Origin of the sequence: Caulobacter sp. (assembly GCF_017744445.1) — a bacterium.
Classification (GTDB): domain Bacteria; phylum Pseudomonadota; class Alphaproteobacteria; order Caulobacterales; family Caulobacteraceae; genus Caulobacter.
Window position 1 is genome coordinate 58,642 of the sequence record NZ_JAGIBH010000011.1, and the last position, 22,390, is coordinate 81,031.

Annotated in this window: 25 protein-coding genes and 2 pseudogenes; 11 read left to right on the forward strand and 16 right to left on the reverse strand. The window is 68.1% G+C overall.

Annotated elements, in window-relative coordinates; all coding sequences use genetic code 11:
• Positions 1-4 precede the first annotated feature (4 nt).
• Positions 5-120, reverse strand: a pseudogene (locus J7528_RS16430) (hypothetical protein).
• 39 nt (positions 121-159) lie between these two features.
• Here J7528_RS16430 and J7528_RS16435 point away from each other — a divergent pair.
• Together J7528_RS16435 and J7528_RS16440 are read left to right on the forward strand one after the other, a co-directional pair.
• Positions 160-1,134 carry a TraB/GumN family protein gene (locus J7528_RS16435; protein WP_291876510.1) on the forward strand — a complete coding sequence of 325 codons (975 nt, stop codon included), beginning with the start codon at positions 160-162 and terminating at the stop codon, positions 1,132-1,134.
• Positions 1,135-1,210: 76 nt separating this feature from the next.
• Positions 1,211-1,735, forward strand: coding sequence for an SRPBCC family protein (locus J7528_RS16440; protein ID WP_291876512.1), 525 nt, complete (start codon positions 1,211-1,213; stop codon positions 1,733-1,735).
• A 144-nt stretch (positions 1,736-1,879) separates the two neighbouring features.
• On the opposite strand, the gene creS is transcribed toward J7528_RS16440, so the two are convergent.
• Together creS and J7528_RS16450 are read right to left on the reverse strand one after the other, a co-directional pair.
• The gene (creS, locus tag J7528_RS16445; RefSeq protein WP_291876513.1) at positions 1,880-3,253 is read right to left on the reverse strand and encodes a crescentin; all 1,374 of its coding nucleotides are present in this window, start codon (positions 3,251-3,253) and stop codon (positions 1,880-1,882) included.
• 145 nt (positions 3,254-3,398) lie between these two features.
• On the reverse strand, positions 3,399-3,941 hold the full coding sequence (locus J7528_RS16450; protein ID WP_291876514.1) for a carboxymuconolactone decarboxylase family protein: 543 nt from the start codon (positions 3,939-3,941) through the stop codon (positions 3,399-3,401).
• Positions 3,942-4,180: 239 nt separating this feature from the next.
• On the opposite strand from J7528_RS16450, the gene J7528_RS16455 reads away from it, so the two are divergent.
• Positions 4,181-5,083, forward strand: coding sequence for a hydrogen peroxide-inducible genes activator (locus J7528_RS16455; protein ID WP_291876515.1), 903 nt, complete (start codon positions 4,181-4,183; stop codon positions 5,081-5,083).
• Here J7528_RS16455 and J7528_RS16460 read toward each other — a convergent pair.
• The 7 genes from J7528_RS16460 to J7528_RS16490 all read right to left on the reverse strand — a co-directional run bounded on the left by J7528_RS16460 (position 5,080) and on the right by J7528_RS16490 (position 9,863).
• Positions 5,080-5,643, reverse strand: coding sequence for a hypothetical protein (locus tag J7528_RS16460; protein WP_291876516.1), 564 nt, complete (start codon positions 5,641-5,643; stop codon positions 5,080-5,082). The two genes, J7528_RS16455 and J7528_RS16460, sit on opposite strands and share 4 nt — an antisense overlap.
• Positions 5,644-5,722: 79 nt before the next feature.
• Positions 5,723-6,103: a hypothetical protein gene (locus tag J7528_RS16465; protein WP_291876519.1), complete on the reverse strand. Its 381-nt coding sequence runs from the start codon at positions 6,101-6,103 to the stop codon at positions 5,723-5,725.
• 67 nt (positions 6,104-6,170) lie between these two features.
• Entirely contained in the window at positions 6,171-6,941 is a 771-nt protein-coding gene (locus tag J7528_RS16470; protein ID WP_291876522.1) for an ABC transporter ATP-binding protein, read from the reverse strand.
• Entirely contained in the window at positions 6,938-7,750 is an 813-nt protein-coding gene (locus tag J7528_RS16475; RefSeq protein ID WP_291876525.1) for an ABC transporter permease, read from the reverse strand. Before J7528_RS16475 ends, J7528_RS16470 begins: the two co-directional genes overlap by 4 nt.
• 1 nt (position 7,751) lies before the next feature.
• Entirely contained in the window at positions 7,752-8,270 is a 519-nt protein-coding gene (gene mlaD, locus J7528_RS16480) for an outer membrane lipid asymmetry maintenance protein MlaD (RefSeq protein ID WP_291876528.1), read from the reverse strand.
• Between the two features lie 28 nt (positions 8,271-8,298).
• On the reverse strand, positions 8,299-8,973 hold the full coding sequence (locus tag J7528_RS16485; protein ID WP_291876531.1) for an ABC transporter substrate-binding protein: 675 nt from the start codon (positions 8,971-8,973) through the stop codon (positions 8,299-8,301).
• A complete protein-coding gene (locus J7528_RS16490; protein ID WP_291876534.1) occupies positions 8,970-9,863 on the reverse strand; it encodes a VacJ family lipoprotein in 894 nt (297 codons plus the stop codon). Before J7528_RS16490 ends, J7528_RS16485 begins: the two co-directional genes overlap by 4 nt.
• A 261-nt stretch (positions 9,864-10,124) precedes the next feature.
• Here J7528_RS16490 and J7528_RS16495 point away from each other — a divergent pair, with 261 nt between their 5' ends.
• Positions 10,125-10,703, forward strand: coding sequence for a PadR family transcriptional regulator (locus J7528_RS16495; RefSeq protein WP_291876536.1), 579 nt, complete (start codon positions 10,125-10,127; stop codon positions 10,701-10,703).
• A 14-nt stretch (positions 10,704-10,717) separates the two neighbouring features.
• Positions 10,718-11,053, forward strand: coding sequence for a DUF2218 domain-containing protein (locus J7528_RS16500; protein WP_291876539.1), 336 nt, complete (start codon positions 10,718-10,720; stop codon positions 11,051-11,053).
• A 38-nt stretch (positions 11,054-11,091) separates the two neighbouring features.
• On the opposite strand, the pseudogene J7528_RS16505 reads toward J7528_RS16500, so the two are convergent.
• The 5 genes and pseudogenes from J7528_RS16505 to J7528_RS16525 all read right to left on the reverse strand — a co-directional run.
• A pseudogene (locus J7528_RS16505) lies at positions 11,092-11,226 on the reverse strand (hypothetical protein); the annotation flags it as partial.
• Between the two features lie 24 nt (positions 11,227-11,250).
• On the reverse strand, positions 11,251-12,336 hold the full coding sequence (locus J7528_RS16510) for a GNAT family N-acetyltransferase (protein WP_291876541.1): 1,086 nt from the start codon (positions 12,334-12,336) through the stop codon (positions 11,251-11,253).
• 204 nt (positions 12,337-12,540) lie between these two features.
• Entirely contained in the window at positions 12,541-14,688 is a 2,148-nt protein-coding gene (locus J7528_RS16515) for a prolyl oligopeptidase family protein (RefSeq protein ID WP_291876544.1), read from the reverse strand.
• Positions 14,689-14,777: 89 nt separating this feature from the next.
• A complete protein-coding gene (locus tag J7528_RS16520) occupies positions 14,778-15,554 on the reverse strand; it encodes a potassium channel family protein (RefSeq protein ID WP_291876548.1) in 777 nt (258 codons plus the stop codon).
• Complete coding sequence (locus tag J7528_RS16525) at positions 15,547-16,128, reverse strand: hypothetical protein (RefSeq protein WP_291876551.1); 582 nt, start codon at positions 16,126-16,128, stop codon at positions 15,547-15,549. Before J7528_RS16525 ends, J7528_RS16520 begins: the two co-directional genes overlap by 8 nt.
• A gap of 58 nt (positions 16,129-16,186) precedes the next feature.
• On the opposite strand from J7528_RS16525, the gene dapF reads away from it, so the two are divergent.
• The 5 genes from dapF to J7528_RS16550 all read left to right on the forward strand — a co-directional run bounded on the left by dapF (position 16,187) and on the right by J7528_RS16550 (position 20,597).
• Positions 16,187-17,035 (forward strand): diaminopimelate epimerase, encoded by an 849-nt coding sequence (gene dapF, locus J7528_RS16530; protein ID WP_291876553.1) that lies wholly within the window; start codon positions 16,187-16,189, stop codon positions 17,033-17,035.
• Entirely contained in the window at positions 17,032-17,853 is an 822-nt protein-coding gene (locus tag J7528_RS16535; RefSeq protein ID WP_291876556.1) for an SDR family NAD(P)-dependent oxidoreductase, read from the forward strand. The genes dapF and J7528_RS16535 overlap by 4 nt, the downstream gene beginning before the upstream one ends.
• Entirely contained in the window at positions 17,850-19,181 is a 1,332-nt protein-coding gene (gene mtaB, locus J7528_RS16540) for a tRNA (N(6)-L-threonylcarbamoyladenosine(37)-C(2))-methylthiotransferase MtaB (protein ID WP_291876559.1), read from the forward strand. The genes J7528_RS16535 and mtaB overlap by 4 nt, the downstream gene beginning before the upstream one ends.
• An 83-nt stretch (positions 19,182-19,264) precedes the next feature.
• The gene (locus J7528_RS16545; RefSeq protein ID WP_291876562.1) at positions 19,265-20,161 is read left to right on the forward strand and encodes an endonuclease/exonuclease/phosphatase family protein; all 897 of its coding nucleotides are present in this window, start codon (positions 19,265-19,267) and stop codon (positions 20,159-20,161) included.
• Positions 20,162-20,165: 4 nt separating this feature from the next.
• Positions 20,166-20,597 carry a GFA family protein gene (locus tag J7528_RS16550; protein WP_291876564.1) on the forward strand — a complete coding sequence of 144 codons (432 nt, stop codon included), beginning with the start codon at positions 20,166-20,168 and terminating at the stop codon, positions 20,595-20,597.
• A 66-nt stretch (positions 20,598-20,663) separates the two neighbouring features.
• Here J7528_RS16550 and J7528_RS16555 read toward each other — a convergent pair whose 3' ends face one another.
• Positions 20,664-21,356 carry a trimeric intracellular cation channel family protein gene (locus J7528_RS16555; RefSeq protein WP_291876567.1) on the reverse strand — a complete coding sequence of 231 codons (693 nt, stop codon included), beginning with the start codon at positions 21,354-21,356 and terminating at the stop codon, positions 20,664-20,666.
• 91 nt (positions 21,357-21,447) lie between these two features.
• Here J7528_RS16555 and ftsY point away from each other — a divergent pair, with 91 nt between their 5' ends.
• The gene (gene ftsY, locus J7528_RS16560; RefSeq protein ID WP_291876568.1) at positions 21,448-22,389 is read left to right on the forward strand and encodes a signal recognition particle-docking protein FtsY; all 942 of its coding nucleotides are present in this window, start codon (positions 21,448-21,450) and stop codon (positions 22,387-22,389) included.
• The last annotated feature ends 1 nt before the right edge of the window (position 22,390 follow it).

The window sequence follows — 22,390 nt, forward strand, 5'->3', positions numbered from 1 at the left end:
TGAGCTAGCCCTCTCCCCTTGTGGGAGAGGGTGGCCCACGCAGTGGGTCGGGTGAGGGGTTTCTCGGCGCGTCCGGTGCGACCCCTCATCCGTCGCCCGCGGCGACACCTTCTCCCGCAAGGGGAGAAGGGTTAAGTCAGGACGGGGGCTGAAGGAGTTTTGATGGTCGCGTCCGCCGCTCTGGCTCTGTCCCTGCTGCTTGCCGGTCAAACCACCCCACCCCCGCCGACCGTCGACCTTGGCGCGGCCCCGGCCCAGGACGAGAGCGCGGTGGTCGCCGAGCTGACCATCATGGCCAAGCCGCCCGGCCCCGCCGTCTGGCTGGTCGAGAAGGACGGCGCCAAGCTCTACGTGCTGGGCTCGGCCCAGCCCCTGCCCCATTCCCTGAAGTGGTCCAGTCCGCGCCTGGAAAAGGCCCTGGACAAATCCGACCTCGTTTTAGTGCCGCCCCAGGCCTCGGTGGGCGTGACCCAGATCGCCGGCTTCATCCTCAAGTTCGGCGGCGGCCTGCGCCAGCCGATGGGCAAGAACCTCGAGGACCAGCTGCCGCCCGACCTGAAGGCGCGTTTCATCGAGTCCCGCAACCAGGCTCGCAAAGGCGCCGGCGACTACAAGAACTGGAAGCCGGCCGTGGCGGGTTTCCTGCTGCTGTCGGATTTCCGCCAGGCGGCGGGCCTGTCGGAAGCCAAACCGATCAGCACGATCGAGCGCATGGCCAAGGCCCGCAAGCTCAAGGTCAAGGCCGTCGGCCAGTACCGGATGAGCGCGGTGACGACGATCGCCTCCAAGCTCTCGCCGGAAGATCAGCTCTATTGCCTGAAAGTGGCCCTGGACGAGATCGCCTATGACGGCGCTCACTCGACCACCATCGGCCGCGACTGGGCCGAAGGCGAGCTGGGCTCGGTCCGCGCGCGCTACAGAGAGAGCGCCGCCCAGCGCTGCCTGCTGCGCGCCCCCGGCGGCGCGGCTCTGCTGGACAAGGGCGTCGCCCAGACCACCGACGCCATGACCGAGGCGCTGAAGCGTCCCGGCGTCACCGTGGCGGTGGTGGATCTGGGTTTCCTGCTGCCGGCCAACGGCGTGCTGGACCGGCTGAAGGCCGGCGGCGCGACGGTCAGTTCGCCGGTCGAATAGGCCCCCAAGACAGGGTCAAGTTGACGCCTAGGCTTCCCTGCCCTCACCCTCGCGGCGAAGGTTCGGGAGGAACGCCATGAAGACCAAGATGATCGCCGCCCTGGCGTTGCTGGCCGCCGCCGGCGCGGCGCGGGCCGAGGTGACCGACGCCGGTCCCACCGGCTTTCAGGTCAAGCACGAGGTCGTGGTCGCCGCTCCAGCCAGCGCGGTCTGGGCCATCCTGGTGACGCCGTCGAAATGGTGGGCCTCGGACCACACCTGGTCGGGCTCGGCCGCCAACCTGTCGCTGGGCGCGGCCTCGGGCGGCTGCTTCTGCGAACGTCTGCCCAATGGCGGCTCGGTGCTGCACGCGACCACGGTCTATGCCGCGCCCGGCCAGAAGCTCGTTTTGTCCGGCGCCCTGGGTCCGATGCAGAGTTCCGGCGCCACGGGGGCCCTGACCGTCCTGCTGGCCGAGAAGGACGGGCGGACGACGGTGACCGTCACCTATGACGTCGGGGGTTACTTCCGGGGCGGCATCGACAAGATCGCCGGGCCGGTGGATGGGGTGCTGGGGCAGCAGGTCCAGGGGCTGAAGCGGGCGGCGGAGGTCGCGAGGTAACTCCTCCCCCGTTTCCCCGGCGAAGGCCGGGGCCCAGATCGTAGAGCTGTGAGGCGAACGCAAAAACGCCCGCGATCCTGTCCGGAACGCGGGCGCTCTTGCATCTGGGTCCCGGCTTTCGCCGGGAAAACGGATCTGAAAACTTTACGCGCTCTCGGCGACGCCTTCGTCCGAAGCCCCCAGCAGGGCCATCTGCAGGCGCGAGCGGTCGCGGCGGGCCGCTTCCAGGGCGCCTTCGGCCAGGGCGGCTTCCGAGGTGAGGCGTTCGATCGTGGCTTGCAGGTCGGAGATCTTCTCCTCGTGCTCGCGACGCAGCTGGTCCTGGGCTTCCTGCATGGCGTCCAGGCGCTGGCGCAGTTGCTGCGAGCGTTCCTCGGCGCGCTTGAGGGCCTTGTCCTGGGCGACGGCGCCCTTGGCCAGCTGGTCGGCGCGCTCGATGGCGGTGGCGCGGGCGGTGTCGACGCCGGCGTGGCGCTGACGCAGGCCGTCCGACTCTTCTTCCAGCGTACGGATGCGGTCCAGGGCGCGCTCCAGGGCGACATTGAGGTCGCCAGCGCGGCGCTCGACGGCCTTCTGGTGGGCCGAGGATTCAGCCAGACGGGCCGAGATCTGGCCGTTCATCTCTTCCAGCTTGTCGGCGCGGCCGGTGGCGGTCTCCAGGCGGGTCTGCAGGGCCGAGATCTCGGCGCGCGAGGCTTCGACCTGGCTTTCCAGGCCACGGATGACGCGGCCGCTGTCGGTCTGGGTGGCGTGCAGGGCGTTCTCGATCGCCTGGACGCGGGCGCGCTCGGCGGCGACCTGGGCCTCGAGGTCGGTCTCGATGCGCGACAGGCGGGCCACGTCCAGGCCGGCCTGGTCGACGCGCTTCTTCAGGGTCGCGGCTTCTTCGCCCAGCAGGGCGTTGTCCTGGTTTGCGCGGGCGAGAGCCGCCTCGGCGTCGCCGCGACGGGTATCGATGTCCTGGGCCTGGGTGCGCAGGCCTTCGACGTCCTGCACCAGGTGCTCGATGCGGGCGGTGGCGTCGCGCAAGGAGGCGTCAAGGCTGGAGACCTTCAGGTCCGACTGCAGCAGGGCGTTGCGCAGGCGGTCGATCTCGAGGGCGTTGTCTTCCAGCGCCGCGTCCTGAGTCTGGCGGCGGGCGTCGGATTCGCCAAGAGCGGTTTCGGCGGCGGCCAGGCGGGCGCTGACTTCGCGCTCCTCGGCCTGGATGTGGGCGACCTGGCGCTGGGCCTGGTCATAGTTGGCGCGCAAGGCGATCAGCTCGGCGTGCTCGGCGCGGCGTGCTTCGAACTCCTGGCCGACGGGGCCGCGGATCTCGGCGATCAGCGGCTCGATGGCCTTCAGGTGCTCCATCACGCGGCCGATGCTGTCGAGGCCGCCGTGGATGGTCTCGTAGCGTTGGCCGATGGCCTGGGTGGACTCGATCTGGTGCTGAACGGTTTCGTTCTGGACGTCATCGCCCAGGACGGTCGGCTTGCCGTTCTTGTTCTCGCGCGAATTCTTCGACAGCAGTCTCATCTAGCCCACCTTCGCCCCGTGCGAGCCCGCCGCGTCCTGAACGACGCTCTTGCGGAAGCCGCGAATCTCTTACCCAGAGGTTAACAACTTAGTTTACGGACAAGATGAATGTCGAGGGGCGCACACCGCGACCGGGCGTCGCGGACTAGGTTAAAACGCCCGAAAATGGGGGATGATCCACAGGTTCGGTCGCCAGGACCCGAGCGACGGCGTTCACCACGGCGCCGATTCGTAAGGCGGCCTGGATCTGGACGGGCTCCACGCCCCTTCGCCGCAGCTCCGCTTCGTGGCTGTCGAGGCAGGCGCCGCAGCCGTTGATCGCCGACACCGCCATGCAGCACAGCTCGTAGGCCGTCGAGTGGTCGCGGCTGAAACGCAGGCGCGACGGCAGGTGTTCGTACTCCCGCGCGGTTATCAGATGGACGGCGCGGAAATAGACATTGGTCATCGCCATGGTCGCCGCCGCTGTCTTGGCGTCCTCGAAGGCTTCCGGCGTCAGGCCTGCCTCGTGCGCGGCGTCGTTGACGGCTTTCAGGGTCCTTGGCTCGCCGACCGCGAGGGCGCTGGCGACGAAGCAGCTCCACTTGGCGGTTTCGTCCAGGACGGTCTCTTCGGCCAGGACCTCGAGGTTGCGGGCCATGGCGTGGGCGTAGGCGGGCAGAATGGCGCGCAGGGCCTCGATCGACATGGGAAGACGCTCCGTCCGAATGGGACTTGAGGCTTTAGCATCGTGGGGAGGGTTAGTCCCGGTCCGCGCCAGCTGGGCTGGGGAGGGGGCGGCGCGAACCGGGATCGGGCGGAATGTTTCGGCGTCGGTGGGGGGAGACACGCCGGAACATCACCGTGAAATAGGGATACGCGTGGGCCTCGAACTTATCCAATCGATAGTTTTTGGAAGTTCGATAGAAGCGACCTATATTGCCGGCCATGCTTCTCCCGACCCTTCGCCAGCTGCAATATCTGAAGCTCCTGTCCGAGCACGGCTCGTTCAGTCGCGCCGCCGAGAGCGCCTATGTCACCCAGCCCACCCTGTCGGCCGGGATCCAGGAGCTGGAGAAGATCCTGGGCGCGCCGGTCGTCGACCGGGCCCGCTCGGGCGTGATCCTGACCGCCGCCGGCCAGGAAGCGGTTCGCCGGGCCGAGGACATTCTGGCCCGGACCGAAGACCTGGTTCAGGCCGCGCGCGGCGCCGGCCAACCGCTGGCGGGGCGTTTCCGGCTGGGCGTGATCCCCACCGTGGCCCCCTACCTCTTGCCCCGCGCCCTGCCCGTGCTGCGTGACCGCTTTCCCAAGCTGAAGCTCTTCCTGCGCGAGGACCTGACCCAGCGGCTGATCGCGGCCCTGAAGACCGGGGCCCTGGACGCGGCCCTGATCGCCCTGCCCTATGACATGAGCGGCCTGGACTGGGCCCATGTCGAGGATGACGAACTGCTGGCCGCCGCGCCCGCCAACCACCCGATGGCGGCCCAGGCGCGGGTCGATCCCGACAGCCTGCGGGCCGATGATTTGATCCTGCTGGAAGACGGCCACTGCCTGCGGGATCACGCTCTGGCGGCTTGTGGGCTCGAGCCTCCGAAGGGCCTGGGCGACGAGGAGAGCTTCGCGGCCACCTCGCTGCCGACCCTGGTGCAGATGATCGGATCGGGCCTGGGCGTATCGTTCCTGCCGGCCATGGCCGTCCAGGCGGGCCTGACCGAAAAGACCGCCCTCACCATCCGGCCCCTGGCCACCGAGCATCCCAGCCGCGAGATCGTCGTGGCCTGGCGCGCGGGCTCCAGCCGTGGCGTGGAGGGGCGGCTACTGGCGGAGACGCTGCAAGTGGCGGCTTAGCCGATCAGCCAAGGATAGTAGAGCTGTTGGTCGTTGGCCGGCTCGATGGCGAAGCTGAGGAACGCCAGCGCCACCGTCACGGCATTGGCGCCCAACCAGAGGCCCCATCGCATTCGGCTCCAGGGCAGTTTGAACCCTATGCGCAGACAAGCGGCCTCGATCCCGGTGGTGATGGCGACGGCGAGCAGGAAATTGGCCGTCCAAGTGAACGGATTGAACGTTCCCAGGTCAAAAATGGCGTACAGAACTTGGCCGGGGAAGAACTCCCAGGCGATGCCCGCGAGGGGGATGACGAAGAATCCCAAGGCGGCGGATACGGCGTTGACAACGATCGCCAGCAAAGCGCTACGACGCCAACTCAAGCCGAAGCCAAAACGAAGCATCGCGCTTTCGATCAGCAGGCCAAGCACCACGACGGGCACGCTGAGCAGGCGCGGCTCCAGAAACAGCGCGGGCCAAACCATGTCGGCATGGGCGATGCTCGGCGCTGCTGCGGCGGCAAGGCCCAGCGTCCAGCGGCCTCGCCAAGCGATCTTCCGGGCCCTGTCTTCGCTGTCCATTGCCTGCTCGCGGAGTTTCTCAACACGTCGAGCGATATCACCTAGAAGTTGAGCGTGGGCTACCGATTGCGCATGTCGCCTAGCGTCCCGCCAGCTTGGCGCGGGCTGAGGCCTCCAGGCGGTCCAGGCCCTGCAGCGTGTCGCTGGAGCTTTCCAGTTCGCGGTTGAAGGCGCGCAGGTCACCCAGGTCGATCTTGCGGATGGTCTTGCTGCGCGACCACTCCACCCCGATCAGCTCGCCCACGCGGCAGGCCTTGGCCAGCACCGCCGGGCGCTGGGCCGCTGGGCTGCGGTTCAGCAGCGTGGTGACCATGTTGTTCCAGTTGGGCTGGCCGGGGATGCAGCGCGGGATCTGCGGATCGCAGCCGCCGGTCCAGAACCGCTTGTACCAGAGCGCGTGGTTGGCCGTGTCGTAGCGCGGCGGGGCCGGGGCCAGGTGGCCCTGGCAGTCGCCGCGCACGAACGATTGCGCCTGAGCGCCCGCTCCGAAAAGCAGGCTCGCTGTGAGGAAAAGAGCGCCGGCCGCCCTAGACCGCATGCGAGATCGGCCCTTCGGCGCGACCTTCGACGAACTGGCGGACATAGGGGTTGTCGGTGGTGTTCAGCTCGGCGGCCGGGCCGCGCCAGATGATCTTGCCGTTGTGCAGCATGGCGATCTCGTCGCCGATCGTCTGGGCCGAGGCCAGGTCGTGGGTGATCGACACCGCGGTCGAGCCCAGACGGCGCACCTGGTTGGAGATCAGCTCGTTGATCGCCGCGGCCGTGATGGGGTCCAGGCCCGTGGTCGGCTCGTCGAAGAACAGGATCTCGGGCTGGGCCACCACGGCGCGGGCCAGGCCGGCGCGCTTCTGCATGCCGCCCGACAGCTCCGACGGGAAACGGTCGGCGACGGCCGGGGCCAGGCGCACCTGCTCCAGGGCCTCGATGGCGCGCTCCTTGGCTTCCTTGCGCGGCACGCCGTCGGCATTGATCAGGCGGAAGGCGACGTTTTCCCAGATGGTCAGGCTGTCGAACAGGGCCGCGCCCTGGAACAGCACGCCGATCCGCGAGAACATCTTGCGGCGCTTGCCTTCCGACAGGCCGACGATGCACTCGCCGTCCAGCGTGATGCTGCCGGCGTCGGGACGCATCAGGCCCATGGCAGTCTTGATGGTCACCGACTTGCCCTGGCCCGAGCCGCCGATGATCACCAGCGACTTGCCGGGCGCGACCGACAGGTCGAGGGCGTCCAGGACCGTGCGGTCCTCGAAGCGCTTGGTCACGCCCTTCCAGGCGAGTTTCGGAGTCGCTTCGGTCATTTGGCGGCGTGGGTGAAGAAGGTGGTCAGGAGGTAGTCGGAGGCGAAGATCAGGATCGCCGAGGAGACCACCGCGTGGGTCGTCGCCCGGCCAACGCCGCGCGCCCCGCCCTTGGCGTTGTAGCCGTGATAGCAGCCCATCAGCGCCACGATGAAGCCGAACACGGCCGCCTTGATCAGGCCCGACAGGATGTCCCAGCCCTGCAGGAAGTCGACGGTGTTGCGGATATAGACGGCCGAGCTGAAGTCCAGCACGCGGGTGGCGACCAGCCAGCCGCCCGCGACGCCGATGGTGTCGGCCACGGCGGTCAGCAGGGGCAGCATCAGCACGCCAGCCAGCAGGCGCGGGCCGACCAGGTAGCGGAAGGGATCGGTCGACAGGGTGCGCATGGCGTCGATCTGCTCGGTCGCGCGCATGGCCCCGATCTCGGCGGCGATGGCGGCGGACACGCGGCCGGCCAGCATCAGGGCGGCCAGCACGGGGCCCAGCTCGCGCGTAATGCCCAGGGCCACGATCTGCGGCATCACCTGCTCGGCGTTGAAGCGCCCGCCGCCGGTGTAGATGTTCAGGGCCAGGGCCGAGCCGGTGAAGATGGCGGTCAGGCCCACCACCGGCAGCGAGAAGAAGCCGATGGCCACGAACTGGCGCAGCAGCTGGCTGACGAACCAGGGCGGCGTCAGGGCGGCGATGGTCCCGCGCACGGCGAAGACGCCCACGCCGCCGACCATGCGGACGGCCGACAGGGTCGAGCGGCCCAGGGACTGGATCGGGTGTCTGGCGACCTGCCGGGCCGCCTCGGCCGCGGTCATGCTAGTAGCTCTCGGCCGGTTGCGTGGCCGGGGCGGGGGCCGAAGAGGCAGCAGGAGCCGCCGCGTCGCCGCCGCCTTGCGGACGGATCACCGAGCCGATCAGGCCGAACAGGTCGACCGCGCCTTGCGTGTTCTCGATCTGGCCGCCCGGCTTGAGGTCCTCCAGCGAGGCGCCCGGGGCGATCGAGATGTGCGCGCCGCCCAGGATCCCATCGCTGGTGATCTTGGCGGTCGAGTCGGCCGGCAGCTTGACGGTCGGGTCGATCGAGAGCTTGGCGACGGCCAGATAGGTCTTCGGCTCTAGCGTGATCTCCGAGACCGTGCCGACCTTGACGCCGGCCACGGCCACCGCCGCGCCGGGGGCCAGCGAGCCGGCCTCACCGAACTTGGCGCTGATCTCGTAGTCGCCGCGCTTCATGTGGACGCCGCCCACGCTCAGCGAATAGGTCAGGAACCCCGCCGCCAGGGCGAGGACGACGACGCCCATGGCCGTCTCGGCCCATTGTTCGCGCAATGCCAAATCCCCTTACGTCTGCCCCGGCCGCGCTTTAGCGCTTGCCGCCGGAAGAGCCTGAGCCGCTCTTCTGGAGTTGATTGATCAGAACATCGATGTTGCCGCCGGCATTGTCGATGGTCGACACGAAGTCCTGCTGCTGGGTGATGGCCAGCCAGATGCCCTTGAACTGGACGTCGACGACCTTCCAGTTCTGGCCGCCGCCCAGCACGCGCCACGAGACCGGCAGCGGCGAGCTGAGCTGGCCGCCCGAGATCGTGGTGTTGACGATCACGTCGCCCGGCTTGCGGACGACCGAGCCGGTCACCTTCAGCTGCTCGCCGCGATAGTCGTCGATGCGCGACTGGTAGACGTTCTCGGCGTAGGTGCGGAACACCGGCGTGAAGCGGGCGCGCTGGTCCGGCGAGATGGTGCGGGCGTACTTGCCCAGCACGAAGTTGGTGATGCGCGGCACGTCGGCCAGCTCGTCCACCGCCTGGTGGAAGACCTGCTTCTTCTGCGCGTCGCTCATGCCCTTGTTGGCCAGCACGGTGATGACGCGCTGGGCCTTGGTCTGGACGAAGGCTTCGGCGCCCGGGTCGCGGGCGTTCTGGGCCAGGGCAGGGCTGGCCGCGGCGAAGCTTGCGGCCCCGAAGAAAGCCAAAAGCGCGGCGTTGGCGCCGCGCCGGGTGGGATGAGTGTTTTTCATGTGACTACCGGGAAGGGTCATTGTTTAGGCGCCACCGAACCGGCGGATTGGGCCGGGGAGGGAGGCGGCGCGTCGAAATCGGGGAGGTCCTCGGCCTGGCCGGTGGCCTCGCGGACAAAGGCCTCACGATACTGCGTGTAGGCCGAACGGGTGGTGACGTACGGGTCGGCCGCGTCGTCCAGCGCGCGGAAGGCCGGATCGGTGGCGGCGCGCAGGTCGACGATGGTGACGCCGGTGCGGGCCTTGCCGAAGTCGGTGCTGAAGCCGCCGACATACAGCGAGACCGGGTCGGTGACGATGTCCAGCGTCCGGCCGATGCCGTCGCGGACGTTCAGCGGACCCATGCCGGGCACGTACAGATAAGCGCCGGGACCCGCGCCCCAGACGCCGAAGGTCTGGCCGAAGTCGGCGCCGCGCGGCGGCAAGTGCATCTTGGCGGCCACGTCGAACAGGCCCAGCACGCCGACCGTCGAGTTGACGATGAAGCGGGTGGTCGACCGCATGGCGCGCTTGGGCTTGCCCTGCAGCACGTGATTGATGACCGTGTTGGGCTCGCCGAGGTTATAGACCGCGTTGCTGACGCCGGTGCGCACGACCTTGGGCGTGACAGCCATGTAGCCGTGGGCGATCGGCGCGAAGATGGCCTTGTCCAGGCCCATGCCGACCTTGAACGAGCCGCGGTTGAAGCCTTCGATCGGATCGTGGACGGCAGAGGCGGTGGTGGTGTCGCCACTCGCGGCCGGAGCAGCCACGGCCGGGACCTGATCTTGCGCGTGGGCAGCTGGCGCGAGCACCAGCAGACCGGCGGCCGCGATCGCCCCGGCGGCGATGAAACGCCGACCCTGAGTCGTCAAACGCGGGCTTTGGTCTTGTTCGCGCAACCTGCTGCTCCTGCTTCTCGTACGCGGCATGTATTCACGCCGCCTTCCGTATCAAGATTGAAACCGACTATTTCCAGTCACGCTTCTGTCGTGTTGCACGGAAGTCGCGCTTCCGGGCTACCCAACCCAAGGGGGTGGCGGCCTTAAGGCGCTTTTGTCTTGCACGCTAGCCACGTCGAAACGTGTCAGCATCGAAACGACACATTCAGATATATCGAAAATAGCTCTTGACCATCGATCAATCCGATATATCTATCATTTCGATATAACGGAATAGGATCTAAAACACACATGTTTGGACGACACCATCACCATCATCGTGGCCGCTGGGGCCACGGCGACGAGCATCACGGCCGGCATCCGTTCGGTTTCCATGGCGACCACCGCGGCGGTCCGCGTGGGCGAGGCGGCCGCATGGGCCGGTTCTTCGATCACGGCGACCTGCGTTTCGTGGTCCTGAAGCTGATCGCCGAGAAGCCCAGCCACGGCTACGAACTGATCAAGGCCATCGAAACGGCGGCCGGCGGCGCCTACAGCCCCAGCCCCGGCGTGGTCTATCCGACCCTGACCCTGCTGGAAGAGCTGGGCTACGTCACCGCCAGCGACGCCGGCGGCGGCAAGAAGCTCTACACGATCACCGCCGAGGGCGAGGCCTTCCTGGCCAGCAACGACGCCCCGGTTCGCTCGCTGTTCGAGCGCATGGCCGAGGCCGCCCAGGCCAGCGCCGCCTTCTCGCCGCAGATCCTGCGGGCCCGCGAGAACGTCAAGACGGCCCTGCGCCTGAAACTGCACGGCCAGCTGACGCCTGAGCAGATCGCCGCGGTCGCCAAGGTCCTGGACGACGCCGCCCAGGCCATCGAAGCCATCTAAAGGGAGAAGGGCTCATGGAAAGCCACGCCCGCGTCGCCACCGAAAAGGCGACGCGCTACATGACCCAGCTGGCCAAGCACTGGAGCCACAAGTTCGAGGTCCGTTACGACGAGACCTCGGTCTTCTTCCCGCTGCCGGCCGGAACCTGCCGAATGACGGCCCATCCGGACGGCCTGGACATCACCGTCGAAGCCGCCGACCTGGAGGGCCTGGCCCGCCTGGAAGACGTGGTCGCCAAGCACCTGGACCGCTTCGCATTCCGGGAAGGCGAGCTGCAATACGGCTGGACGAGAGCCTGGGCCGCCGGAACGGTCGATCCGCGCGCCATGCGGATCAACGTGGTGCATTGAGGGTGGATGGGTTGGCCTCGACACCCACCCACTTCCGTCATTCCCGCCCTTGTGGCGGGAAACCCTGGTTCAGCTGACACGTGAGATGCAAGCGGATCGCTGGCGATCCGCCCCTCCTGCACCTGCGGTGGATAGAGGGGTTCCCGCCACAAGGGCGGGAATGACGAGTAAATAAAGGATAGGCGGGAAACCGCCGCCTAGTGCAATCCCCGCAGCAGATCTATCCGCCGCATGGCCTTGCCGGGGATTTCCGAAATGCGGCCCAGCGGCAGGGACTCGGCCAGGCTGCGGACGCCATAGACGGCGTGGCGCACCAGGGTCGGGACCGAGGGCGAGCCCAGGAAGCCGAACACCACGGTCTGGCGGGCGTTGGAAAGCTCGCGCTTGAAGCGGTAGTCGCCGGTGCCGAAGTCCAGCCGCGTATAGGGCGAGCCGTCCATGCTCTTCAGGATGTCCTGGAACAGCATCATGCCCGGCGAATAACGCTCGAACTCGGCATTGTGGGCGATCAGCCAGCCGTGGATCGTATGCTCGCCGCGCAGGTGCAGATGCACGGCGGCCAGCTTGTCGCCCAGGTGCAGGGTGTAGAGCCCGCCGCCAAAGCCCGGCGCGCGGTTTTCGAACACCGCCTCGACCAGGCTATTGACCCACGGCGTCTTGAAGAGATCGGTCTGGCCGGTGGCCAAGAGCTGGCCGCGCTTCCATTCGATCAGCTGGTCGAAGTCGGCGCGGTCGGTCGACATGGCCGTGAAGCGGCAGGGGCCGACCTCGCGCTCGGCCTTGCGGCGCTTCTTATCGATGTCCTTGAGCACGCCCGAGCCCGAGGCCTTGCGCTCGGCGGCGTAGGCTTCGTAGCCGTCGGGGATCTCGACGATCCAGCTGTCGGCGCGGCCGCGGCCGTGGCGAGCCAAGGTCTCGTCGTCGGCCATCATGTGGCAGAAGTCGATGCGCGAGACCCCTAAGGCGATCAGCATGTCGCGCGGATTGACCGCCACGCCGGGGGCCGAGATCAGCGCCTGGTAGTCGCACATCGGCGAGCCCACCGGCATGGCCACGCCGTGGCGGATGCGGGCGGGCATGAAGGCCTCGGCCTCTCCGCCCGCGTCGCGGAAGATCGCCACCTTCACGTCGGCGCCCTTGTCGGCCTGGGCCGTGGCCACCGTCTGGGTCCAGCGCGGCGACAGGAACGGCGAGTCCAGGCGCGTCTGGCCACGCTGCAGCGCTTCCCACCGCGCGACGTCGGCGGGCGTCAGATCCAGGGCTTTGACGACTTCGATGGACAAGGAACGGCGTCCCGACGGGAGGTTTCGCGGCGCATCCTGACGCCGATAACTTTCCTTAGGGTTGACGAGACGGTGTTCTCTGAAAAACCAAACCTGTCATCCCGGGCGAAGCGCAGCGCAGACCCGGGACCTCGGAAAGCTCGGCGTTTCCGGCGGTCCCGGCTCAGCGCGCTTCGCGCTTGGCCGGGATGACAGGTTCTAAGGTCAGTCCATCAGCTTGCGGGTCAGGTAGATGAACTCCAGCGCCTGGCGGCGGGCGGTTTCGGCCAGGTTGGCGCTGGCCGCGTGACCGCCGTCGGTGTTCTCGTAATACAGCACCGGGTAACCAAGCTCTTCCAGCCGCGCCGCCGCCTTGCGGGCGTGGGCGGGGTGGACGCGGTCGTCCTTGGTCGAGGTTTCGATGAACACCTCGGGATACTTCTTCCCGGCCTTCAGGTTCGAATAGGGGTCGTACTTGGCGATCACCGCCCGCTCGGACGGGATCTGCGGGTCGCCATACTCGCCCATCCAAGACGAGCCGGCCCCGATCTGGCTGTAGCGGATCATGTCGAACAGCGGCACCTGCACGACGATGGCGTTGTAGAGCTCCGGACGCTGGGTCAGGGCCACGCCCATCAAGAGGCCGCCATTCGATCCGCCCATGATGCCCAGTCGGCGCGGCGAGGTGATCTTGCGGGTGATCAGGTCCTGCGAGACGGCGAAGAAGTCGTCATAGGCCTTCTGGCGGTTTTCCTTCAGCGCCGCCTCGTGCCAGGACGGGCCGAACTCGCCGCCGCCGCGGATATTGGCCACGACATACGTGCCGCCGCGCTCCAGCCACAGCTTGCCCATCACGCCCGAATAGCTGGGCGTCATCGACACCTGGAAGCCGCCATAGGCGTAGAGCAGGGTGGGGTTCGAGCCGTCGTATTTCACGCCCTTGGGGCGCACGACGAAGTAGGGGATCTTCACCCCGTCCGACGAGGTCGCCTCGAACTGCTCGACCACGTGGGTCGAGGCGTCGAACTTGGCCGGGGCGGCCTTGACCTGGTCCAGCTTGCCGGTGGCCGCGTCGGCCAGCCAGTAGGTGGTCGGGGTCAGGTAGCCGGTCACGCTGACGAAGAAGCGGTCGTCCTTGTCCGAGGCCGAGCCCAGGGTGACGGTCGCGTTGGCCGGCAAATCGAGCTTCTTGCGGGTCCAGGCGCCGTTCTTGACTTCATAGGCATAGGCCGCGCCCTTGACGTTCTCGGTCACGGCCACGACCAGCCGGTCGCGGGTGGCGTTGACGCCCTGCACCGCTTCGCGAGCGGTCGGCCGCAGGATCAGGGTCGCCTTGGCCTTTTCCGGATCGGCCTTCAGGGCGGTCAGGTCGAAGGCGGCCAGGTCGCCAGTCTTCAGCCCCTTGGCGGCCCAGTCCTGCTCGACGCTGAACACCAGCTGGCCCTGGACCAGGGCCTGGATCGACGACTTCAGCGGGAAGGGCAGCTTCACCGTCTTGTCGCCGACGACCAGATGGGTCTCGGCGTTGAAGGTGTCGAGCGGGCGCAGCACCAGCACCGCCTGCACCACGCCGTCATGGTCGCGCAGCACGAACGGGCTGACGCCGTAGCCGCCGTCGTCCTTGGCGCCGCGATAGATTTCCTTGGCCGCCGACAGGGGTTGGCCGCGTTTGACCAGCTTGACCACGTAGGGATAGCCCGAGGTCGTCACCTCGCCCGGTGTCCAGTCGGTGGCGACGATCAGGGTGTCCTTGTCGACCCACTCGAAGCGGTGCTTGCCTTCGGGCAGTTCGAAGCCGCCGGCGACAAAGCTCTTGGTCTCGGCGTCGTACTCGCGCACGACCACGGCGTCCTTGCCGCCGTTCGACAGCGACAGCAGGCAGTAGCGCGCCTCGGGCGCCAGGCAGTCCGAGCCCTTGAAGACCCAGTTCTTGCCTTCTGCTTTTGCCAGGGCGTCCATGTCCAGGATGGTCTCCCACGCCGGCTGGGCGGTGCGGTAGCTCTCCAGGGTCGTGCGGCGCCAGACGCCGCGCACGTGGTCGGCGTCCTGCCAGTAGTTGCGCAGGTTATTGTCGTCCAGGAAGGTCACGCCGGGGATGCGGTCCTTGGCGTTGACGATGGTCAGGGCGGCGTCGTGAAGCGCGGCGTAGCGCGCGTCACCCTGCAGCACCGGCAGGGTCTTGCCGTTCTGGGCCTTGGCCCAGTCGAGGGCGCGGGCGCCTTCGATCTCTTCCATCCACTGGTAGGGATCGTCCTTGCCCAGTTCGGTCAGCGGCGTGCGGGCTTCGGCCGGCTTCGGAGTATCGGCGGCGATCGCGGGGGTCAGGGTCATCAGACTCGTGGAAGCGAGGAGGGCGAGAAGGAGCTTACGCATCTAGGCATCCGGCTACGGCCGCGATAGGGGCGGCGAAGCCGGGGACGGTAACGGAAAATCCGCCCTGCGCCAGAGCTTGGCTGGAACGATCAGACCCCGTCGTCGGGAATGTTCAGCAGGACGCCACAGGCCTTGCAGTGGACCGCGTCCGGATCGTGCCGGCGCAGGCCGCAGTCGTGGCACTGATAGATCACCTTGTGCGGCCGCAGGATCGACTGGATCAGGCCGATGAACAGCGACACCCCGCCCAGCATCACCGCCATCGACAAGAGCTTGCCCCACACACCCGGCAGGGTGACGTCGCCGTATCCCGTGGTCGTCAGGCTGGTGACGGTGAAATACAGCGCATCGACATAGCCGCCGATGCCGTCGTGGCGGCCCACGAAGCTGGTATAGACGAAGCCCGTCACCACGAAGATGAAGGTCAGCAGCGAGCTGGCCGCCCGGGTGATGTCCTCGACCCGGGTGTCGTCATAGCGCCGGCCGACCGTGCGCCAGAAGAACTCGCTGTGGATCAGGGTCCACAGGCGCAGCACCCGCAGGAAGCCGAAATTGAACAGCCAGGCCGGGAACAGCAGGGTGGCCAGGACGAACAGGTCCAGCCAGACGATCGGCTTCTTCAGCCACGACTTGAAATCACCGTGGGCGATGGCTCGCGCGGCGAGATCCGCGCCCAAGAACGCCGCCACGCCATAGTCGATCAGGTAGAAGGTCAGGCCGTGATGCTGCATCAGCGGCGCGGCGATGAAGAAGGCGATGATCGCCAGGTCGATCAGGATGATCGCATAGCGGAACCCCACCGCCGTCGGCGAGGCGCCGTGATAGAGCGCCCGCAGGCGTGCGCGGATACGAAGGTCCTCAGCCATTGTCGGAGACCAGGCGCAGCACGGGGGCCTCGACCGGGATGGGCGGCGACCCGCCGACCAAGGCCAGGGCCGTCTCGTAGGCGCCGCCGAAGTCGATGCGGGTCAGGTCGTCCAGACGCCGGGCCGAGGGTTGCGGATCCCAGGCCGCGTCGGGGCCGATGTCGCGCATCCAGACCACCCCGCCGTCCAGGCTGACCACCGCGCCGATATGGACCTCGGCGTCGCTATAGGCGGTGATGACGGGGAACAGGTTGCCGGCCGTCGTCAGGATGTCGTCGATGCTGTTGAGGGCCACGGCGGGTGTCTCGGGCTGGATCTCGCCCAGCTTGTCCAGCGCGGTCTCGACGAACTCGGGATAGGGCGCGGGCTGCAGGTTCTTGACCTGCGCCAGGCTGTAGCAGCCGAAGCCGTTGAAGCGCAGGTGGTCGCTGACCTCGCACAGCATCAGGAACTCCGGCCCGATCCCGACCACATAGCCGCGCACCCAGCCGTCCTCGAAGCGCCGATGGAAACGCATCAGCAGCCGCTCGCGCATCGCCTGCGCCAGCTGCTCGCGAACATCCGGGGTCGTCATCTATTGCGTCGCCTTGCTGCGGTGCATTTCGCACTGCTTTCCACTATATAGCCGCGTCATGAGCCGCACCTTCCTGAAGATGAACGGGCTCGGCAACGACTTCGTCGTCATCGAGACCCAGACCCAGAGCTTCGAACCGACCCCCGAGGAGATCCGTGCGATCGCCAAACGCGGGGACGGTGGTGTGGGCTGCGACCAGGTCATCGCCATCGATCCGCCGCGGGCGGAAGGCGCATCGGCCTATGTGCGCTTCTGGAATTCGGATGGCGACGAGATCGGCGCCTGCGGCAACGGCACGCGCTGCGTGGCCTGGCTGTTGATGCAGTCGTCCGGCAAGGACGCCGTGGCCTTCGACACCGAGGGCGGCCGCCTCTCGGGCGTGATGGCCGGCGAGAACCTGGTGACCGTCGACATGGGCCCGCCGGGCCTGGACTGGACCCAGATCCCCCTCTCCGAAGAGATGAACACCGAGCGGGTCGAGTTGCAGGTCGGTCCGATCGACGCGCCGCTGGTCCACACGCCGGTCTGCGTCTCGATGGGCAATCCGCATGTCGTCTTCTTCGTCGACGCCCCGGTGACCGACGAGTTCGCCACCAAGACCGGCAGCCTCGTGGAGCATCACCCGCTGTTCCCGGAAGGCGTCAATGTCGGCTTCGCGCACATCGCGTCGCGTGACCACATCCAGCTGAAGGTCTGGGAACGCGGCGCAGGCCTGACGGCCGCCTGCGGCACCGGCGCCTGCGCGGCCCAGGTCGCCGCCGTGCGCCGCGGCCTGACCGACCGCAAGGCGCGCGTAGAGTTCGAGAGCGGTTCGCTGGTCATCGAATGGCGCGAGAGCGACGGCCACGTGATCATGACCGGCCCGGTCAGCATGGACTTCGCCGGTAAGCTTCCGGAGGCCGCATGACGCATCCGGCTATCGCGAGCGGCCACACCGCCGTCATCACCGGCGCCGCCGACGGCATCGGCCTGGCCGCCGCCAAGACGTTCCGGGAGCTCGGCCTCAACGTCGTCATGGCCGACGTCACCGGCCGCAAGCTCAAGGCAGAAGCCGAGGTCATCGGCGCCCTGGCCGTGCCGACCGACGTCGCTGACCGCGCCGCCGTGGAAGCCCTGAAGGCCGCCGCGTTCGAGGCCTATGGCTGCGTCGACATCCTGATGAACAATGCCGGGGTCGGCGGCGGCGGCGACGCCTTCGCCGGCGACGACGCCTGGAAGCGCATCCTCGACGTCAACCTGTGGGGCGTGATCAACGGCGTCCAGGTGTTCGGCGAGGCCATGGCCGCCTCGGGCGAGCCGGGCCTGATCATCAACACAGGCTCCAAGCAGGGCATCACCCAGCCGCCGGGCGACACGGCCTATAACGTCTCCAAGTCGGCGGTGAAGTCGCTGACCGAGGGCCTGGCCCACACCCTGCGCGAAACCGAGGGCTGCCAGGTCACGGCGCACCTCTTGATCCCCGGCTACACCTTCACCGGCATGACCAAGCGCGGTCCGGGCGACAAGCCCGCCGCCGCCTGGACCGGTGAGCAGGTCGTCGACTTCATGCTGGAAAGCATCGGTCGCGGCGACTTCTACATCCTGTGTCCCGACAACGACGTGCCACGCGAACTCGACGAGAAGCGCATGGCCTGGGCCATCGGCGACATCATCGAGAACCGCCCGGCCCTGTCGCGCTGGCACAAGGACTGGAAGGACGCCTTCGCGGCGTTTGTCGGCAAGTGACCACCTACACCGTCATCAAGGCGGCCCCGAAGCCCAAGCCTGAGATTGGGGAGGAGGGCGGTCCGGCGACCACGATGTCGGGTCCGGACGGCGTCGACGTCGTCACCTTCGGCTGCCGCCTGAACGCCTATGAGAGCGAGGCCATGCGCGCCCGCGCCGCCGCCGACGGCCTGGCCGACGCGGTGGTGTTCAACACCTGCGCGGTGACCAACGAGGCCGTGCGCCAGGCCCGCCAGGCGATCCGCAAGGCTCGCCGCGAGCGTCCGGGCGCAAGGATCATCGTCACCGGCTGCGCCGCCCAGGTCGATCCGGCCGCCTTCGCCGCCATGCCCGAGGTGGACCTCGTGCTGGGCAATGCCGAAAAGGCCGCGCCGGGCGCGCTGATCGAGACCACCACCCGCGTGCGGGTCAACGACATCATGTCGGTCAAGGAAACCGCCGGTCACCTGATCGACGGCCTGAAGGATCGCGCCCGGGCCTATGTCGAGGTCCAGAACGGCTGCGACCACCGCTGCACCTTCTGCATCATTCCCTATGGCCGGGGAAACTCGCGCTCGGCCCCGGCCGGCGAAGTCGTCGAACAGGTGCGCAAGCTGGCCGCCGAGGGTTATCGCGAGGTCGTGCTGACCGGCGTCGACGTCACCTCGTGGGGCGCGGACCTGCCGGGCCAGCCGACCCTGGGCCAGCTGGTCGGCCGCATCCTGCGCATGGTCCCCGACCTGCCGCGCCTGCGCCTGTCCTCGATCGACGCGGCCGAGATCGATCCCGATCTCTTCAAGCTGCTCGAGACCGAGCCGCGCCTGATGCCGTACCTGCATCTCTCGCTCCAGGCCGGCGACAACATGATCCTCAAGCGCATGAAGCGCCGTCACAGCCGCGAGGACGCGCTGAAACTGGTGGCCGAGGTGCGCCGCGTGCGTCCCGACACCGCCTTCGGCGCCGACCTGATCGCCGGCTTCCCGACCGAGACCGAAGAGGCGTTCCAGAACACGCTGAAGCTGGTCGAGGAGGCGGGTCTGGCCTTCCTGCACGTCTTCCCCTACAGCGCCCGCCCCGGCACGCCCGCCGCGCGGATGCCGCCGGTGAAGGGCCCGCTGATCAAGGACCGCGCCCGCCGCCTGCGCGAGGCCGGCCAGCGCGGCCTGGAGCGTCATCTGCAGCGCCAGGTCGGTCGCACCCTTCCGGGCTTGGTCGAACGTGAGGGCGTCGCCCGCGCCGACGACTTCACCGAGATCCGGTTTTCCGGCGAGGCCCCGCTGGGCGAGATCGTAGCCTTCACAATTACCGGCCACGATGGCGCTCACGTCATCGCGGAGCGCGTCGCCTGATTCGACCGATCTGGACCCTGCTGGCCCTGGCTCTGCTGACCGCCGCTCCGGCGCAGGCGGCGGAGCCCGTGTCCGTGGAGCCCGTGACGTTCAGTGTCATGACCTACAATGTCGAGGGCTTGCCCTGGCCGGTCCGCAGCGGTCGGGGCTCGGCGCTGAAGAAGATCGGCTTCGAGCTGGCCGCCATGCGGTCCAAGGGCGAGGAGCCGGACGTCGTCCTGATCCAGGAAGGCTTCCGCGACGAGGTCTGGGACCTGATCGACGAAAGCGGCTACCCCTATGTGGCGCGGGGTCCGCGCAAGGGTCAGCGCGATCCGAACTACTTCCAGAAGGGCGAGCGTCCCGACTTCCGGCGCGTGAAGTATCGCCGCAAGGGCGAGGGCCTGGGCAAGTGGGGCTCTTCGGGCCTGTGGGTGCTGTCCAACCACCCGATCGAGTGGGTCAAGTCGCACGCCTATCGCTACTGCGCGGGCCTGGACTGCCTGGCCAACAAGGGCGTGATGCTGGTCGCGGTCCAGGTTCCCGGCCTGCCCGTGCCGGTTGAGATCGCCGACACCCATCTCAATTCCAAGGGCGCTTCGGGCGTGCCACGCAAGCGGGCGACGGCGGCGCACCACCTGCAGGCCGACGAGCTGAAGCGCTTCATGAAGGCCGACCGCACGCCGGGGGCGCCGTTGATCGTGGGCGGCGACTTCAACGTCATGCACTCGCCCGAGCGCTTCGACCACGTGATGAGCGACTATCCGTTCGAGGTGGTCAGCCGCTGGTGCCACCAGCGGCCCAAGGCCTGCGACACCCAGATCTCGTACGACGGCGACGCGCCGTGGCTGGACACCCAGGACCTGATCGGCTTCCTCGATGGCGATGCGGTCCAGGTGACGCCGATGGCGGTCGAGGCCACGTTCGACGGCGCCGGCGAGCCCGTGCTGTCGGACCATGACGGCTATAAGGTGACGTTCAAACTGACGCCGAAAGGGTAGGGCGATGCTGAGCGGCGGCTGCCAATGCGGCGCGGTGCGGTTCCGGGTCGAGGGCGAACCGGGGCGGGCCTCCATCTGCTGGTGCCGCATGTGCCAGAAGGCCTTCGGCGGGCCGTTCGGGGCGCTGGTGACGGTGAATGTCGCCGACCTGGCGTGGACGCGGGGCGAGCGGTCGACGTTCCAGAGCTCGGACGCGGTCAAGCGCGGCTTCTGCGCGGCCTGCGGGACGCCGCTGACCTACGAGTACAGCGACGAGAAGATCGATCTGTCGGTGTTCGCCTTCGACGATCCGTCGGCGGTGGAGCCGGGGGTGCAGTTGGCGGTCGAGAGCCGGCCGGCGTGGATGGAGCACCTGGCGCGGATGCCGGTGCGGCCGCCGATGGGCGGGTCCAGCGTGGCGGTGGTGTCGCGGCAGCATCCGGATCGGGATACCTAGTTCCTTCTCCCCTTGCGGGAGAAGGTGGCCCGAAGGGCCGGATGAGGGGTCGATAGTTCTGTCGGGTTAGTGCGACCCCTCACCCGACCCGCTTCGCGGGCCACCCTCTCCCGCAAGGGGAGAGGGAGACTCATCGCCCTCCGCGAACCCCGGCAAGCTCCACCCGAACCTGATCGCCGCCGCCCGCAGCCCGAACGCCGCGACAAACCCCGCGATCCCGGCCGGCCAGAACGGCGCGCCCAGCAGCTGCAGAACCGCGAACACCGCCGCGCCCAGCAGCGCCGCCGTGATGTAGATCTCCCGCCGCAGCAGCAGGTTCGGCTCCTCGGCCAGCACGTCGCGGATCACCCCGCCGAAGGCGGTGGTCAGCACCCCCATCACCACGGCGCTGAACGGATGCACGCCCAGGCTCAGCGCCTTGGCCGTGCCCACGACCGCGTAGGCCGCCATGCCCAGGGCGTCCAGCCACAGCAGCGCCCGGAACCGCCAGCCGCGCTTGCCCAGCAGCCAGACCACGGTCGCCGCCGCCAGGCACGCCAGGATGTAGCCCGGCCGCTGCACCCAGAAGACCGGCGCTCCGATCAGGAGGTCGCGCAGCGTGCCGCCGCCCACACCCGTGATGGCGGCGAAGAATCCGAACGTGATGATGTCATGCTTGCGCCGAGCCGCCGCGAGGGCGCCCGTTGCCCCGAAAACGGCCGCGGCGGCGTAGTCGAGCCAGAAAAGCGCGGTCCCGAGGGGGTCTAGGTGCACGTCCATGCCCCGTCATGCCACGGCTGTGCCGGGTCCGTGAACCATGTGGCGGTAATATCCGATTTACACTTTCGCCCGTTCGACTAAAGGGGCGCGGATGAGCGATAAGCCCGAGCAGAAAAAAGGCTGGTTCCAGCGCCTGACGTCTGGCCTGACCCGGTCCTCCCAGCAGATGACCGAGCAGGTCACCGGGGTCTTCACCAAGAAGCCCCTGGACCAGGAACAGCTGGACGCCCTGGAAGAGATGCTGATCGAGGCCGACCTCGGTCCGCAGATCGCCGCCCGTATCACCGAAGCCTTCGGCAAGGCGCGCTTCGGCAAGTCGTCGACCGACGACGAGGTCAAGGAAGCCCTGGCCGAGCTGATCGCCGCCGAGCTCTCCGACCGCCAGGGTGACTTCGATCCCCTGAACGGCCCGCGCCCCTATGTCGTGCTGTTCATCGGCGTCAACGGCTCGGGCAAGACCACGACCCTGGGCAAGATCGCCGCCGACCTGACCGAGAAGGGCGCCCGCGTCCTGATCGCCGCCGGCGACACCTTCCGCGCCGCCGCCGTCGAGCAGCTGAAGGTCTGGGCCGACCGGGCTGGGGCCGACTTCATGTCCAAGCCCACCGGTTCGGACGCCGCCGCCCTGGCCTATGAGGCCGTCGAGCGCGCCAAGGCCGAGCACTATGACGTGGTGCTGATCGACACCGCCGGCCGCCTGCAGAACAAGCAGGGCCTGATGGACGAGCTCCTGAAAGTCATCCGTGTCGTGAAGAAGGTCGATCCCGACTATCCGCACGAGACCCTGCTCGTTTTGGACGCCACGGTCGGCCGCAACGCCCTGGCCCAGGAGAAGATCTTCGGCAACCAGGTCGGCGTGTCCGGGATTGTCATGACCAAGCTGGACGGCACCGCGCGCGGCGGGGTGCTGGTGCCGGTGGCGCGCGCCTCCGACAGCCCGATCAAGCTGATCGGCGTCGGCGAAGGCGTCGACGACCTGCAACCGTTCGACGCCCGCGCCTTCTCGCGCTCCCTCGTCGGCCTGAAGGACTGAT